General features: G+C 68.5%; 12 protein-coding genes. 4 read left to right on the top strand and 8 right to left on the bottom strand.

Annotated elements, in window-relative coordinates:
- Positions 1 to 145 precede the first annotated feature (145 nt).
- The 8 genes from D183_RS0116130 to D183_RS0116165 all read right to left on the bottom strand — a co-directional run bounded on the left by D183_RS0116130 (position 146) and on the right by D183_RS0116165 (position 11,200).
- Entirely contained in the window at positions 146 to 2,215 is a 2,070-nt protein-coding gene (locus D183_RS0116130) for a LodA/GoxA family CTQ-dependent oxidase (protein ID WP_017909911.1), read from the bottom strand.
- A 37-nt stretch (positions 2,216 to 2,252) separates the two neighbouring features.
- A complete protein-coding gene (locus D183_RS0116135) occupies positions 2,253 to 3,587 on the bottom strand; it encodes a hypothetical protein (protein ID WP_232757293.1) in 1,335 nt (444 codons plus the stop codon).
- 571 nt (positions 3,588 to 4,158) lie between these two features.
- On the bottom strand, positions 4,159 to 4,833 hold the full coding sequence (locus D183_RS0116140; protein WP_017909913.1) for a YitT family protein: 675 nt from the start codon (positions 4,831 to 4,833) through the stop codon (positions 4,159 to 4,161).
- Between the two features lie 193 nt (positions 4,834 to 5,026).
- A complete protein-coding gene (locus tag D183_RS0116145) occupies positions 5,027 to 5,623 on the bottom strand; it encodes a hypothetical protein (RefSeq protein ID WP_017909914.1) in 597 nt (198 codons plus the stop codon).
- Positions 5,624 to 5,989: 366 nt separating this feature from the next.
- A complete protein-coding gene (locus D183_RS0116150; RefSeq protein ID WP_017909915.1) occupies positions 5,990 to 7,489 on the bottom strand; it encodes a GGDEF domain-containing protein in 1,500 nt (499 codons plus the stop codon).
- Positions 7,486 to 8,748 (bottom strand): WD40 repeat domain-containing protein, encoded by a 1,263-nt coding sequence (locus D183_RS0116155; protein ID WP_017909916.1) that lies wholly within the window; start codon positions 8,746 to 8,748, stop codon positions 7,486 to 7,488. Before D183_RS0116155 ends, D183_RS0116150 begins: the two co-directional genes overlap by 4 nt.
- A 156-nt stretch (positions 8,749 to 8,904) precedes the next feature.
- Complete coding sequence (locus D183_RS0116160; protein WP_010344137.1) at positions 8,905 to 10,035, bottom strand: PilT/PilU family type 4a pilus ATPase; 1,131 nt, start codon at positions 10,033 to 10,035, stop codon at positions 8,905 to 8,907.
- Positions 10,036 to 10,162: 127 nt separating this feature from the next.
- Positions 10,163 to 11,200 carry a type IV pilus twitching motility protein PilT gene (locus D183_RS0116165; RefSeq protein WP_010344138.1) on the bottom strand — a complete coding sequence of 346 codons (1,038 nt, stop codon included), beginning with the start codon at positions 11,198 to 11,200 and terminating at the stop codon, positions 10,163 to 10,165.
- Between the two features lie 121 nt (positions 11,201 to 11,321).
- Between D183_RS0116165 and D183_RS0116170 the strand changes: the two genes are divergently transcribed.
- The 4 genes from D183_RS0116170 (at position 11,322) to D183_RS0116185 (ending at position 14,764) form a co-directional block, all read left to right on the top strand.
- The gene (locus tag D183_RS0116170) at positions 11,322 to 11,978 is read left to right on the top strand and encodes a YggS family pyridoxal phosphate-dependent enzyme (protein WP_017909917.1); all 657 of its coding nucleotides are present in this window, start codon (positions 11,322 to 11,324) and stop codon (positions 11,976 to 11,978) included.
- A gap of 316 nt (positions 11,979 to 12,294) precedes the next feature.
- Complete coding sequence (locus tag D183_RS0116175) at positions 12,295 to 13,323, top strand: hypothetical protein (protein WP_017909918.1); 1,029 nt, start codon at positions 12,295 to 12,297, stop codon at positions 13,321 to 13,323.
- Between the two features lie 128 nt (positions 13,324 to 13,451).
- Positions 13,452 to 14,297, top strand: a complete 846-nt coding sequence (gene proC, locus D183_RS0116180; RefSeq protein WP_017909919.1) for a pyrroline-5-carboxylate reductase — start codon at positions 13,452 to 13,454, stop codon at positions 14,295 to 14,297.
- Between the two features lie 14 nt (positions 14,298 to 14,311).
- Positions 14,312 to 14,764, top strand: a complete 453-nt coding sequence (locus tag D183_RS0116185) for a DUF4426 domain-containing protein (protein ID WP_017909920.1) — start codon at positions 14,312 to 14,314, stop codon at positions 14,762 to 14,764.
- The last annotated feature ends 399 nt before the right edge of the window (positions 14,765 to 15,163 follow it).

Here is a 15,163-nt window from a genome sequence, read left to right on the forward strand (position 1 = left end):
GTCCTCGACCCCGCGCGCGGCCAGCGCCAGCGCCGTGGCGCAGCCGGCCGCGCCGCCGCCGACGATGGCGACGGTGCAGCGGTCGTGCGCGCTCATCGGCGTGTCCCGTCCAGAGACGTCCATATGCTCCCGAGGTGCGTGCTCATCACACCTTCGGATCGACCGGCATGTTCGCCATCGGCCACGGCGCCACGAACTCCTGGCCCGGATCGAACTGGCTCGCCACTTCGAGGAACAGCTCGGCCGGGTACGGCGGCTTGCCGGAAACCTGCGCGATCTGCGCGCCACTGATGACGAAGCCCACCTTGGACCAGTTGGCGACGAAGTCCGCGTACGCCTGGAAGCGTCCGGCCCTGGTCGGATACGGACTGTCGGTGCCTTCGCCACGCACCGAATAGACCTGCGGCCCCAGGTACCAGGTGTCGTCGTCGGGGTCGACCTGGCACAGCGCCGCCGGGTAGACCGCGAACGGCCGCTCGGCCGGCCACGACCAGAACAAGGTGTTGTTCGGATTGACGGTCTGCTGCCCCGGATTGGGATCGGGCAGATGGGTGGCGCAGGAGTTGTAGTCGGTGTGCCAGGGCACCGACATGAACTTGGACAGGTCGCCCGGCTCCACCAGGTGCTGCTGCAGCGGCACATAGCCGAAGCTCAGGAACGCGCTGCCCTGATTCGCCTTGCTGTAGTCCAGCGGCGCCTGGTTGATGCGGAATGGTCCGCAATCCTGGGCCTTCCAGTCCTGCACGTAGAGGTTCACGTCGCGGATCGGGAACGACACCTCGATGCCCGGGCTGTAGCGTCCGCCGAGGCAGTTCTGCAGGGTGACGCGGTCCAGCGCTTCGCCAGGGCCCAGCACAGGTGCGCCGCCCTGCACGTAGTTCTTGCCGTGCCACTGGCTCATCAGGAAGTACTGGGTGGAACTGACGCTGAGAAAGCTCTTCTGCGCATCGCCCAGCGACAGCGGCATCATCGGCGAGCCGGTCTCGGTGTCGGCGGCGGAGGCCGGGTCGCGGATCAGCGTCTTCAGGTTGGGAATCTTCGCGCTCGGATCGTCGGTGGGCTGGATCTGCCCGATCATGTCGTGGCCCTTGACCGCTCCCGACGGCAGATTGGTGTTCCAGCGCTGCAGCATCGCCGCGTGGAAGATCGGCTGGATGTCGTCGCTGAAGGACGGCTGGTAGGTGGCGACGAACGCGTTGTTGGCGTACAGCGACGGCACCAGGCCCAGTGCGCGCACCCACACGTCGTAGACGTCGTCCCAGGTGGACACCACGTTGCGGGTCTGCGGCGCATAGCCCGGATCGCCGGTGACGTACCAGGCACCCTGCACGCTGGCGGTGGATCCGTCGTTGAAGATCAGCACGGCATTGACCGGGCCATCGGCCGCGTCGTCGTACCACAGGCCGTTCTCGGTCGCGTCCTCCAGCGGCGGATAGCTGCCATCGGCCCCGATCACCGCCGAGGTGCGGGCGAAGCCACCGGCCACGATCAGCGCGCCGTTGGCCTCCACGCGCATGTCGCCCAACGAATCGAGTTTGCCGAGCGGTTCGTGCAGCGTATGGAACATCGAGGGGAAGCTGACCGGATAGGCCGGCTGCGGGTGGATCGTGCCGCTGGCATCGGCGTAGCTGGCGGTGGTGGTCATGTCGAAGCCAACCACGGCGCTGCCCGCCGCGGCGGCGCTGAGCGCGCGCGGACCCGGATCGATCACCAACTGCCGCAGGCGCGTCGGATCATTGGGATCGGCCGGATCGGCCGCGCCCGGGTAGTCCGGATTGCGCAGCTCCAGCACGCCGGGCTCCTCATAGGCGCCGATGCCGCGAAACTGGCCGCCCTGGCTCACCGTCGAATAGTTGTTGAGCTTCTTGTTGGCCAGATGCACGGTCCACACGATGTCCTTGACCGTCTTGCCGTCGATCGTGCTGCCGACGTCCACGCGCACGCCGCCGCCATTGGGATAGCTGCCGGAACTGCCGCTGGGGTAGGCGTAGATGTGGAAGCGTGCGGCCTGGCGCTTGACGTTGCCGGCGGCGTCGCGGAACTGCTCGGCGGTGATCGGCGTGGACTCGGTGCCGGGCTGCACCGGCAGCCCGCCCATCAGCCCGTCGGCACCGCGGGTGCCGGCCGCGGTCACCGGTGCGAGATAGAACTCCTGGCTGTCGCCAACGCGGCCGATGCCGATTGCCGGATGCACGCGAAACACGTTGCTGGTCATGGTGACTTGCTCCTGATCCGGATGAGAGGGGCGCGCCTCAGCGCGGCGTGGCCGGCCGCGCCGCCGGCGGGGCCTTCTGCGGCAACTGCGCCTGGAAGTAGTCGTTGATCACCACATGGCTGATGTTGACGTTCAGCCCCGGCAACGACTGCGCGCGCGGATCGGGCGAAATCACCTGGGTGGTGTTGTGGCAGGCGAAGCAGTTGTTCTGCGTGCTCTGCACCTGGGTGAAGGTCTCGATGGTGGAATTGGACAGCTTGATCGAGCCGGTGAGCAGCGGCGGCGCACCTTCGGGTGTCGGCGAGGGAATGCATTCCAGGGCCGAACCTGGCTGGAACGTGCAGTTGGGCGCCAACGCCTCCTTGGCCACGAACCAGATCGCACCGACCTCGAAGTAGTTCTTCCACACGTCGTTCAACTGGCTCTGCACCGAGGTGTTCATCGACTGGATGTTGGCGATGTTGCAGTCCTGGCCGCTCGGGCATGGCTTCTGCCCGCCGTACGGCACCATGCGGCAGACCTGGGTCACCGGACTCAGGGTCTGGGTCTGCGCGTTCAAGGTCAGTGCACCGGCACCGGCGGCGTTGACGTTGCACTGTTCGATCGGGGTACCGGCCTTGTAGAAGGTCCAGTCCTTGTCGGAGACGGGCTGGCCCGGATTGAGCGACGTGTCCACATCCGGTGCATTGTCGCGGTGCTCGAACGTGGCCCAGATCATCTCCGGATGGCCGGCGACCGTGCCGCCGATGTGGAAGCCGACCAGCGCCACGGTCTGGGTTTCGGTGTCGCCGGTGGCGATGATCTTGCCCTTGCGCATGCCCAGCTTGGCGATCTGCGCCTGGCGGGTATAGAACGTGGATACGTCCTCGCCCGGCTGCACCACTTTCCACGCTGCCTTCAGGGTCATGCTGCCGACCGGAAATGCCGCCGTCGGATCGAAGGCGCGCAACGCCTTCGGATCCTGCAGGTGATTGCTGGCGATGAACTGGCCGAACACGTCGTTGGAATGGATCGAGTAATAGACCGCACGCCCATGCCGATCCACCAGCACGCCGTCCGGGCCTGCCTGATCGATCAGTTCCACCGTGCGCGCCTGCTGCGAGCGGCCGATCAACGGATCGAGGACGCCGTCGGCAACGCCGCCGATGCCATCGCTGGACATGCTCAGGAAGCGCGGCTGCCCGCCCACGTCCTGGGTCAGCCACAGGAACGTATTCCACGACCACTGATGGAACTCGCAATTGCTGCTGGACGCGAAGCCCGCCGAATCCGGCGCCGGCGTTTGCGCATGCGGGAACCACGACGGCGCCGGCGGCCCCGGCGGCGTGCAGTCGGTTGCGCCTGGCGCGGGCCCCGATCCGGATCCCGCCACGGGCGTGGGTGCCGGCGTGACCGTCCCGCCACCGCTGCCGGGCTTCGATCCCGACCCAGGATTCACGGCAGAGCACGCCGCAACCACCACACAGACCAATGCTGCGAATCCCATCGCACGTTTCATCGCACTGCCCCTCGTTCCGTGGAAAAGCTGTAAGCGCCGGCAGCCGTCGCGGCGCGCCGGACAGGCAGCACCGCGCCGCCGCGCAGGCGCGGCGCCGAACATCGTGGTGAACGTCATGCAGGTGGGATCGCGCTCCCCGCGATCGCCTTGCGCCGTCCGTGCGCGCTCATCCTTTCTTCGACAGCAGCATGCGCTGCGTCACACTTGGACAGCAAGGCTGTTTCGTAGACACCGCGGAGATTCCGTAGACAGTTGCCGTCATGCACGGGCGATGCCGTGCCCAGCACAGTGCAGCGGCACGCCGATGGACGGCGGGCATTGCGTGCATGTCCTGCATGACCAAGCGCAACACGGGCGGATCGCGCGACGTTCGCGCCCCCGCAAGGAACCCCGCGTGCTGCGATGCGCGGGTTGCCGATCGCGCGACGGCGACCGGCGGCGGACCTCACACGCCCATGTAGCGTCCGGCGCGGTGGTTGAACATCAGCACCAGACTCAGCACCACCGCGCCGATCGCCGAGTACAGCACCTGCTGCGGCGCCAGCAGCCAGAACGCCACCGTCATCAGCGCCGCGTCGAAGCTCATCTGCACCTTGCCCGCGCTCCAGCCGCGGCTGCGCTGCAGGTAGACCGCGAGGATGCCGACGCCACCGAGGCTGGCGCGGTGGCGGATGAAGAACAGGATGCCCAGGCCGACCAGCGCGCCGCCGACCAGCGCCGAGAACAGCGGCGTCATCGTCGCCCACTGCGCCCAGCACGGCAGCAGATCGGTCAGCAGGCCGCAGGCGGCGACCGCGACGAACGTCTTGAGCGTGAATTCCCAGCCCATGCGCCGCACCGCCAGCCAGTAGAACGGCAGGTTGACCAGCACGAACATCAGGCCGAAGTTCCAGCCCAGCGCGTAGTGCAACAGGAAGGCCACGCCGGCCATGCCGCCGATCATCAGCCCGCCATGGGCGAACACCGCCAGCCCCAGCGAGGCCACCAGGGTCGCCAGCAGCATGCCCTGCACGTCCTCGGCCACGCTGTGGCGCAGCGCGCGCGCATCCTGCACGGTGCCGGCCGAATCCGGCGGCGGGGTCAGCGGTCCGGCGGTGACGACGGTGCCGTCGTCGGGCAACGGGTCCAGGTCCGGACGCAGATCGGAATCGGGAAGGCTCACGGGAGGGGGCACAGCGTGGGGGGCGGTATTAGACACCAGGCGAGGGTGGTTGCATATGAAACTTTGAAGACTCGCAGCGGATCGCCCCTGCCGCGTGTCGACGCCGGATGCCGCCCCTGTGGCCTCCCCGATTCCGCCTGGCGTTCGTGACCTATCGCTGCGGCAGATCGATGTCGATGGCGTGGCCGATGGTCACCGCCCTCATCATCGTGATCATCACCAGCAGCGCGAACGGCCCGGCGATCGCCAGCCACGCCCAGGTCCAGGCAGTGAAGCGCTCGGCCGCGCTCTGCGGCAAGCCGCGCGCCTGCTTGAATCGCGCCAGGCGCTGGTTGACCAGCAGGACCGGCGTCCAGGTCAGCAGCGTCAATAGCGACAGCGCCGAGGGCCACACGCCGAGCAGGCTCAGGCAGACATAGGCCAACGCCGGCCCCAGCCAGCCGACCAGCGCGCCACGCTGCGCGCCGATGATGCGTTCCAGCCCGCGAAAGCAGGCGAATACCCAAAGCAGCGAGAACACCGAGCGCCACACCGGCGAGATGCGTCGTCGCCCGGACAGCAGGCGCAAGGCGCGCCAGTTGCGGTAGAACCAGTACAGCGCATACCAGCCGAAGCTGGTCGCGCACAGCAGCGCCAGCTTGGCCGCCGAGGGCGCGAACAGCGTGGACAGCGGGTCGGCGGGTGCCGCAGCGGCCGCGGTGTCAGGCAGCGCGGCGACCGGGGCGGCGTAGGGGTTGTCGGTTTGCATGGCTCGCATTCTGGCGCACCGTCCCCTCATCCGCCCCTTCGGGGCACCTTCTCCCGAGGGGAGAAGGAACAGCTAAAGCCCCTCTCCCGGTGGGGCGACAGGGTGTGGAGCGGGGGTTGGGGTGAGGGTACGGCGCGAAGCGTCTCGCAGCGCCAGGACGCACGAGGCTCCGCCCGTACCCTCATCCGCCCCTTCGGGGCACCTTCTCCCGAGGGGAGAAGGAACAGCTAAAGCCCCTCTCCCCTCGGGAGAGGGGTTGGGGTGAGGGTACGGCGCGAAGCGTCCCGCCGAACCAAGACCACGATGCTTCGCCCTCCCCTCATCCGCCCCTGCTGGCACCTCCTCCCGACGGGACAAGCGGAACCCTCAGCGCACAGCCACCGCGCGGCGCTGCCGCTTGTCCGCGTACATCTCCGCATCGGCGCGTTCGAGAAGTTCCTCCAGCGCCTCCGCGTCCAGATCCCGGCGGTGGCACAGGGCCAGGCCGAAGCTGGCCGACAGTGCGGTTGCGAATCCGTCGTCGTCGCCGGGCTTGGCAAGCGCACCGCGCAGCGCGTCGATCAGCCCCTGCGCCCTCTCAGGCGTGGTCAGCGGCAGGTAGAGCGCGAACTCGTCGCCGCCCCGGCGCCCCAGCAACTGGCCCGGTCGCAGGCAACGCCGGCAGCGCTTGACGAAGGCGCGCAGGGCCGCATCCCCCGCGGCGTGTCCGAACTGGTCATTGATCGCCTTGAGGTTGTCCATGTCGGCGACGATCACCGCCAGCGGACGTGGGTCCTGCGCGGCCACTTGCAGATCGTTGAGCACCTGCTCCAGGAATCCGGTGCGCGACAGCGCCGCGGTCACCGGATCGCGCACCAGCGCATGGCGCAGCCGCGTGTTGTCGGCATAGAGCCCGGGGACGGCCAGGCCGAAGTAGCTGTTCGCCGCCAGGCTGATCATGGCGAACTGCAGCGCGAGCGCCTGCGCCTCGAGCCGCAGCAACGGCGTGGCCACGGCGATCAGCAGGCTGAAGGCCGCGATCGCCACCAGCGCCTGCAGCATCCCGTGGGTATGCACGATCCACAACTGGATCACCACCACCACGAACAGCGCGAACACCACGGCCGGCTGCCGCGGCAACGCCGCCGCCAGCGCCATCACCACCAGGGTGACGCCGAGCAGCAACGCGAGCTTCACCAGGTAGGCAGAGACGCTTCCGGCCGGCGCGACCATCCCCGACAGGCGCGGGATACCCGGCTGCGGCACGATCTGCAGCCACTCGGCCAGGCGCAGCACCCCGACGATCGCCAGCGGGCCGAGCGCCAGCAGGCCGGCGTAGTCGCCGATCGCCCACGGGATCAACTGCGCCAGCATGCTCGGCAAGTCGATGGCGCCGGTGACGGCCAGCCCCGCGCCGCCCAGGCAGGCAGACAGCAGCGACGCCACCCCGCCCCCCAGGATGAAGCAGGTGACCACACGTGGCAGGCTGCTCGAGGACACCCCGCGGCCGACCAGGCGCAGCAACCAGGCCAGCCCGCCCCAGACGCAGAACTGCTGGGCGGTGAACAACAGCGCGTATCCCAGCACCGCCCGACCGGGGACCACGGGGTGGCCGCTGGTGCGATAGAAGCTGAGCAGCGTGGCCAGCACGCAGGCGCTGGCGATCGCCGGCGCACCGCGCCAGCCCAGCACCATGAACGTAGCCAGCGTCACCGCCACCGGCGGGAACCACAGGCTCGCATGCGGCTGATAGTCCAGGACCCGCGCCAACTCGAAGACCGCCAGCCACGCCCCCACCAGCACCACCGACAGCACCAGCAGCGCGCCGGGACGGCGCGGCGCCGCGACGCGCGTACCAAACGGCGCCTCGGCGTCCCGGCCTGTCATCCATCCGACTCCGCACGGCCACGGCCGATCGCCGAACCGGGGCCGACGAAGGCGGTGACCGAGCCGTCGTCGCTGCCACCCACCACCACGGTGGCACCGCTGTTCAGCCGGATCGGCCAGCTCATGTTGTCCGTGCCATAGGACCAAAGCGCCGTGCCGTCGACCGCGTTCCAGAGGGTGAACCCGCCGGGCGTCCCGTCGGGATGACCATCGGCCAGCCCCAGCCAGCGCCCGTCGGGGTCGAACGCCAGGCAGTTGGGCGAGTGCGCGCTGTGCGCGGTCCACTGCAGCGTCGCAGCGGTGCCGGCATCGGCGTACACGGCGACGACGCCACCGCCCTTGAGATTGCCGGCGATCGCGGCCTTGTTGCCGGCGCGATCGCAGGCCACCCCGTAGATGGTGGTGGCGCCCTCGGGCACCGTCTCGGTCCAGGCCGGCCCAGGCGTTTTCTGGAACGCCGCCACGTCGAACGCGTACAGCGTGCCGTCGCTGGCGCCGGCATAGGCCCTGCGCCCATCGCCGGACAGCACCGCGCCGTGGGTGTAGGCGCCGTTGGGCAACTGCCAGCGCGCCAGGGCCGCCGCTTGTCCGGACGTGATCGAGAACAGGACGATCTCGCCGTGATAGCTGGCCACCAGCCCGGTGGCGCCGTCTGCGGCGATGCCCGTGGCGACCACGGTGTCGCCCTTGCCGCTCAGGGCGATGCACACGGGCGCACCGAAGGACGCGTCGCCCTCGCGGCAGAACAGGTAGCCCTGCTCGGCCCCGGCCAGCAACGTTTGCCCACGCGCGTCCAGCGACACCATGTTGCCGCGACCGGGGAGCGCATAGGACAGCAATTCCTTCCCGCCCGAGACCGCCCAGGCACCGATGAAGCCGGCGTACGGTTGCTGGCTCTTCCAGCCGCAGCTGGCCATGGTGCCCCCGTCCCCCGCGACATCGACCCAGTACACGCCCTGCCAACCTTCGAATTCCTTCTTCAGCAGCAGCTTGCCGGCCCCATCCCAGGCGTAGGTGCCGTAACACCCTTGCTGATCGTTGCCGACGTCGCTGCGCGTGGCAGCAGGCGCGATACGCTCGAAGACCTTGCGCTGCTCGACAGGCACTGCGTCCAGCCCGGACGTCTGCGTCGTATCGCCGTAATCGTGGAAGAAGGTGCCGGCGACGATGACATTGCCATCGTCGGACACCGCCACGGAATTGATGTAGTCGCCGGCATGCGGCTCGTTCGACCAAAGCACTTCAGGCAGTTCGTTCATGGCGGCTTCCCTCCCTTCGGCTGACGCGTCCACGATGGACCGACGACGGACGCTTGATTGAAAACTCGACACCCGCACAAGAACGCGAGACAACCGGCGCGATCCTGGTTCCGCACCGGCGCACCCTGCGGCCGGCCCTGCGCTCGCCCACCAGGCTCAGCGCACCTCGGCGATCTCGACCCCGTCCAGGCCCTGCGCCAGGGTGCGCGCGTCGCCGCCCTGCGCCAGCTTGATGCGCAGGCGCACCTCGTTCTGCGAATCGGCGTGGCGCAGCGCATCCTCGTAGCTGATCTCGCCGGCCTGGTACAGCTCGAACAGGCTCTGGTCGAAGGTCTTCATGCCCAGGTTGGTGGACTCCTTCATCACGTCCTTGAGCTTGTGAATCTCGCCCTCGCGGATGTAGTCCTGCACCAGCGGCGTACCGAGCATGATCTCCATGGCCACGCGGCGGCCCTTGCCGTCCGGGGTCGGGATCAGCTGCTGCGCGACCACGCCGCGCAGGTTCAGCGACAGGTCCATCAGCAGCTGGCTGCGGCGGTCCTCGGGGAAGAAGTTGATGACGCGGTCCATCGCCTGGTTGGCGTTGTTGGCGTGCAGGGTGCACAGCACCAGGTGGCCGGTCTCGGCGAAGGAGATGGCGTGGTCCATGCCCTCGCGGGTGCGCACCTCGCCGATCATGATCACGTCCGGCGCCTGGCGCAGGGTGTTCTTCAGCGCGTTCTCCCAGCTGTCGGTGTCGATGCCGACCTCGCGCTGGGTGATGATGCAGCCCTCGTGCTTGTGCACGAACTCGATCGGGTCCTCGATGGTGATGATGTGCCCGGTGGAGTTCTGGTTGCGGTAGCCGATCATCGCCGCCAGCGAGGTCGACTTGCCGGTGCCGGTGGCGCCGACGAAGATGATGATGCCGCGCTTGGTCATCGCCAGGGTCTTGATCACCGGCGGCAGGTTCAGCTCGTCCACGCTGGGAATGCGCGTCTCGATCCGGCGCAGCACCATGCCGACCTGGTTGCGCTGGTAGAAGCAACTGACGCGGAAGCGCCCCACACCGGCCACGCCGATGGCGAAGTTGCACTCGTGGGTCTTCTCGAACTCCTCGCGCTGCGCCGGCGTCATCACGTTCAGCACCAGGTCGCGGCTCTGCTGCGGGGTCAGCGGCGTCTGCGTGATCGGGGTGATCTTGCCGTGCACCTTGATCGCCGGCGGCATGCCCGAGGTGATGAACAGGTCCGACGCCTTCTGGTGCGCCATCAGTTTCAGGAAGGAGGTGAAGTCGATGGTGCTCATGGTCGGCTCCTTCGGAGCTGAGAATCGGGAATGGAGAATCGGGAATCGCAACAGCGGGCATCCGGAAGCGGGAAGGATGGGGCCGTTGCTCTTCCCATTCCCGATTCCCTACTCCCGATTCCCGGCCTCACTCGAACAACCGCTTGTCCTTGGCGTACTCGCGGGCCTGGTTGCGGGTGATCAGGCTGCGCTTGACCAGGTCCTGCAGGTGCTGGTCCAGGGTCTGCATGCCGTTCTGCTGGCCGGTCTGGATCGCCGAGTACATCTGCGCGACCTTGTCCTCGCGGATCAGGTTGCGGATGGCGGGGGTGCCGACCATGATTTCCCAGGCCGCGGTGCGGCCGCCGCCGACCTTCTTCAGCAGCGCCTGCGAGATCACCGCGCGCAGCGATTCGGACAGCATCGAGCGCACCATCGGCTTCTCGCCGGCGGGGAACACGTCGATGATGCGGTCGATGGTCTTGGCCGCCGAGCTGGTGTGCAGGGTGCCGAACACCAGGTGGCCGGTTTCCGCCGCGGTCAGCGCCAGGCGGATGGTTTCCAGGTCGCGCAACTCGCCGACCAGGATGATGTCCGGGTCTTCGCGCAACGCCGAGCGCAGCGCCTCGTTGAAGCCGTGGGTGTCGCGGTGCACCTCGCGCTGGTTGATCAGGCACTTCTGCGAGGTGTGCACGAATTCGATCGGATCCTCGACGGTGAGGATGTGGCCGTATTCGTTCTTGTTGATGTAGTCGATCATGCCGGCGAGCGTGGTCGACTTGCCCGAGCCGGTCGGCCCGGTGACCAGGATCAGGCCCTGCGGCTGGTCGATCAGCTGACGGAAGATCGGCGGGCAGCCCAGGTCTTCCAGGGTCAGCACTTCCGAGGGAATGGTGCGGAACACCGCGCCGGCGCCGCGGTTCTGGTTGAACGCGTTGACGCGGAAGCGCGCCAGGCTGGGAATCTCGAAGGAAAAGTCGACCTCGAGGAATTCCTCGTAGTCGCGGCGCTGCTTGTCCGACATGATGTCGTAGACAAGCGCATGCACCTGCTTGTGGTCCAGCGCCGGAATGTTGATGCGGCGGACGTCGCCATCGACCCGGATCATCGGCGGCAGGCCCGCGGACAGGTGCAGGTCGGACGCCTTGTTCTTGACCGAGAACGCCAATAGTTCAGCGATATCCATACGCTGCTTTTCCCCTTGGGCTGCGACTGGAAGGATGATTCCCCGGCCGGCAGTATAGCGCCCTTCCCTTTGCCGGAACGCCGCCGTGCCCCTCTCTCCGCTGCAACAGATTCGCCTGGACATGGACCGCGCCGCCGACGCCGCAGGGCGCCCGCACGCGCAGTTGCTGGCGGTGTCCAAGACCCAGCCGGCCGAGGCCGTGGCGGCGCTGGCCGCGCAGGGGCAGCGCGCCTTCGGCGAGAACTACGTGCAGGAAGCGGCGGCCAAGATCGCCGCGCTGGCCGAGGCCGGACTGGAATGGCATCTGATCGGCCACCTGCAGTCGAACAAGGCCGAACAGGCGGCGACGTTGTTCGACTGGGTGCAGACCGTGGACCGGCCCAAGCTGGTCGCCGCCCTGGCCAAGGGCCGCGCGGCAGCACCCGAACGCGCGCCGCTGAACGTGCTGATCCAGGTCAACATCGACGACGAGGCCAGCAAGCATGGCTGCCAGCCCGACGCCGTGGACGTGCTGGCCGCGGCCATCGCCGCGCAGCCGGCGCTGATGCTGCGCGGGCTGATGGCCATTCCCGCGCCGTGGCCGGAGGCCGAACGCCGCATCGACGCGTTCGCGCGCATGCACGCCCTGTTCGCGCGGCTGCGCACCGCCCACCCGCAGGTCGACACCTTGTCGATGGGCATGAGCGGCGACTTCGCCGACGCCATCGCCGCCGGCGCCACCATGGTGCGGGTCGGCACGGCCTTGTTCGGGGCGCGCGGCCCGCGCGCTTCCGGCTGAACCGGCTGCTGCCGCGCCGCATTACCGCAGTGCCCGTGACACCGTGATGATTTGTCTACAGCCGCTTCAAAATCGATTCACCAACATCGGAATTCTGTCGTAGGCGATCTCGTTGAAAACCATAGAATTTCGGGATGAATGAAAGGTTCGCGCCGACAGCGCTTCCTGAACCATGCGACACGGTTGCAAACCGTTAATTCAGTCACGTTTCAGACGCACGCGCTTCGCTTCCATGGCGGCCGACCGCGGGTACTCCGCAGTCCATTGCCGAATGCGCTCGGCTCGAACGAGGTCACAGATGCAAGCATCCACCCGATTGCTGTTCGCCTCCTGCGTCATCGGTCTGCTGCACGTCCCCGCGGCGATGGCCGCGCCGACGGCGACGCCGGCCTGGACCAACGAAGAAGCGATGATGTCGCCCGCGGAAGTCCAGGCACGCACCGCCTGGCGCGAAACCATGGCGCATCAACCGACGCCGGCGGAAGGCTGCTTCCATGCCAACTTCCCCGATACGCAGTGGCAAACGGACGTCTGCAAGACCCTGACCCGCCGCGTGCATCCGATCCCGCACAAGATCCTGTTCGGCGCCACCGAGACCACCGGCAACGGCTACGACTACGCGCTGCGTTCCAGCAGCCTGATCAGCAAGGTCGTGGGCAGCTTCCCGCAGGTGACCGGCGTGACCTCGGAGAAAGGCGTGGGCGTGGCCTCCTTCGGCGGCGGCGGCATCCTCGGCCCGAACGAGTACTCGCTGCAGATCAACTCCAACTACAACGCCACCACCAGCGTCTGCGGCGGCCGCTCCGGCTGCACCGTGTGGCAGCAGTTCGTCTACGCCACCGACTACGAGACCCAGGGCCAGGCTGCGGTGTTCATGCAGTACTGGCTGATCGGCTACGGCAGCAGCTGCCCGAGCGGCTGGACGAGCGGCGGCGGTTCGGACTGCTACCGCAACAGCAATGCGGTCAGCGCGCCGGACGTGCCGGCCACGCAACTGGCCAACCTCAAGCTGACCGGTTCGGCCACCGCCAACGGCAACGACACCATCACCTTCACCAACAACGGCACCGCCTACAGCGTCAGCGCCAGGGACAGCGTGGTCAAGCTGGCCACCGTGTGGAAGGACGCCGAGTTCAACGTGGTCGGCAACGCCGGCGGTTCCAGCGCCAACTTCAACTCCGGCTCGTCGATCACGGTGAAGGTGGCCGCCACCAACGGCTCCACCGCCGCCCCGACCTGCGCGGCCAATGCCGGCAGCACCGGCGAGACCAACAACCTCAACCTGGGCAGCTGCTCGACGGCCGGCGGCAGCACGCCGTCGATCACCTTCACCGAGTCCAACTGAGTCCGTCGCGCCGGTCCGCATGGCGGCCGGCGCGTTCTTCCGCAGCGTGACCCGGACTGCGCCGCACCGCAGCAACGCGGCGCGGCGCAGCCGCTACCATGGCGCTCCCTCTTCGCGACGGTGCGCACATGGCTTCCGCTTCCCCCGATTCCCAAGCGGCCGATCTCGCCTTCATCGGCGGCGGCAACATGGCGCGCAGCCTGATCGCCGGCCTGGTCCGGCAGGGCACCGATCCGCGCCGCATCCGCGTGGCCGAGCCGGTGGCGGCACTGCGCGAAGCCCTGGTCGCCGAGTACGGCGTCCACGCCGTCGCCTCCGCGGCCGAGGCCGCCGACGGCGCGGCGCTGTGGATGTTCGCGGTCAAGCCGCAAGTGCTGCGTGGGGTCTGCACCGAACTGGCCACGCTGGCGCAGGCGCAGCGGCCATTGCTGGTGTCCATCGCCGCCGGCATCACCACCGCGCAATTGGACCGCTGGCTCGGCGGCGGCCACGCCCTGGTCCGCGCGATGCCGAACACCCCGGCCCTGCTCGGCGCCGGCGTCACCGGCCTGTTCGCCAGCGCCGGCGTCGATGCCGGCCAGCGCGCCCACGCCGAGCGCGTGCTGGCCGCCGCCGGGGTCACCGTGTGGGTCGAGGACGAGGCGCTGATCGATGCGGTCACCGCGGTCTCCGGCAGCGGACCCGCCTACGTGTTCCTGCTCGCCGAGGCGATGGAAGCGGCCGGCATCGCCCAGGGCCTGCCCGCCGACACCGCGCGTACCCTGACCCTGCAGACCGTGCTCGGCGCGGCGCGCATGCTCACCGAATCCGGCGAGGCGCCGAGCGAACTGCGCCGGCGGGTGACCTCGCCCAACGGCACCACCCAGGCCGCGATCGAGACCTTCCAACGCGGCGACTTCGAGGCGCTGACCGCAGCCGCGATCGATGCGGCGGCCGCGCGCGGTCGTGCCCTGTCCGCCGCCAACGACGACTGATCCGGAGAACGCCGATGCGTGTCCTGCCCGTTGCGCTGCTATGCCTGGCCCTGGCCGCCTGCTCGGACCAGGACACCCCACGTCCGGCGACACTGCTCGCCGCCACCCCGGCGCAGGCCGATTTCGGCACGCTGCGCGTGCACTACAACGCCTTGCCCACCCTGGCGATGAGCGAAGACGTGGCGCGCCGCTACGGCATCGCCCGCGAGGCCGACACCGCCCTGGTGATGATCGCGCTGCGCACCCTGCATGGCGGCGAGGAAGCACCGGCGGTGGGCACGGTGGAGGCGGTGGCGACCGACCTCAGCGGCCAGCGCCAGCCGGTGGCGCTGCGCGCGGTCCGCACCGACGCCTACACCGACTACGTCGGCACGGTGCGCAGCAGCGCCCACGACCAGTTGCGCTTCGTGGTGCAGGTGCGCAGCGCCGACGGCAGCGGCACGGTGCGCTTCACCCGCAACTTCTAGCGCGTAGCGCGCGTCCGCGTTGCGCAGGCAACACAAACCGCCGTAGCAGCGGCTCTTGCCCCCTGCTTGGGATCAGCCGCGACCTTGTGTTACCGGGAAAGCCCGCTAGCGGCTGAAGCCACTCCTACGGAAGATCGACAGAACAGCCGACGCACAGCGAGCGCGGTCAATTGTGGGAGGGACTTCAGTCCCGACGCGGTAGCGGTGGACGTCGCGGCATTGCCGCTTGTGTGTCGCCGGACGGTGCATGCAGTCGGGACTGAAGTCCCTCCCACATCGTGGCGCCATCGCGTGTCGTGGAAGCGGCTCTTGTCCCCTGTTTGGGATCAGCCGCGACCTGGCGTTACCGGGAATCCCCGGTCGCGGCTGCAACCGCGCCTACGGAAAGATCGATAGACC

Origin of the sequence: Xanthomonas sp. SHU 199 (genome assembly GCF_000364665.1) — a bacterium.
GTDB classification, from domain to species: Bacteria; Pseudomonadota; Gammaproteobacteria; order Xanthomonadales; family Xanthomonadaceae; genus Xanthomonas_A; species Xanthomonas_A sontii.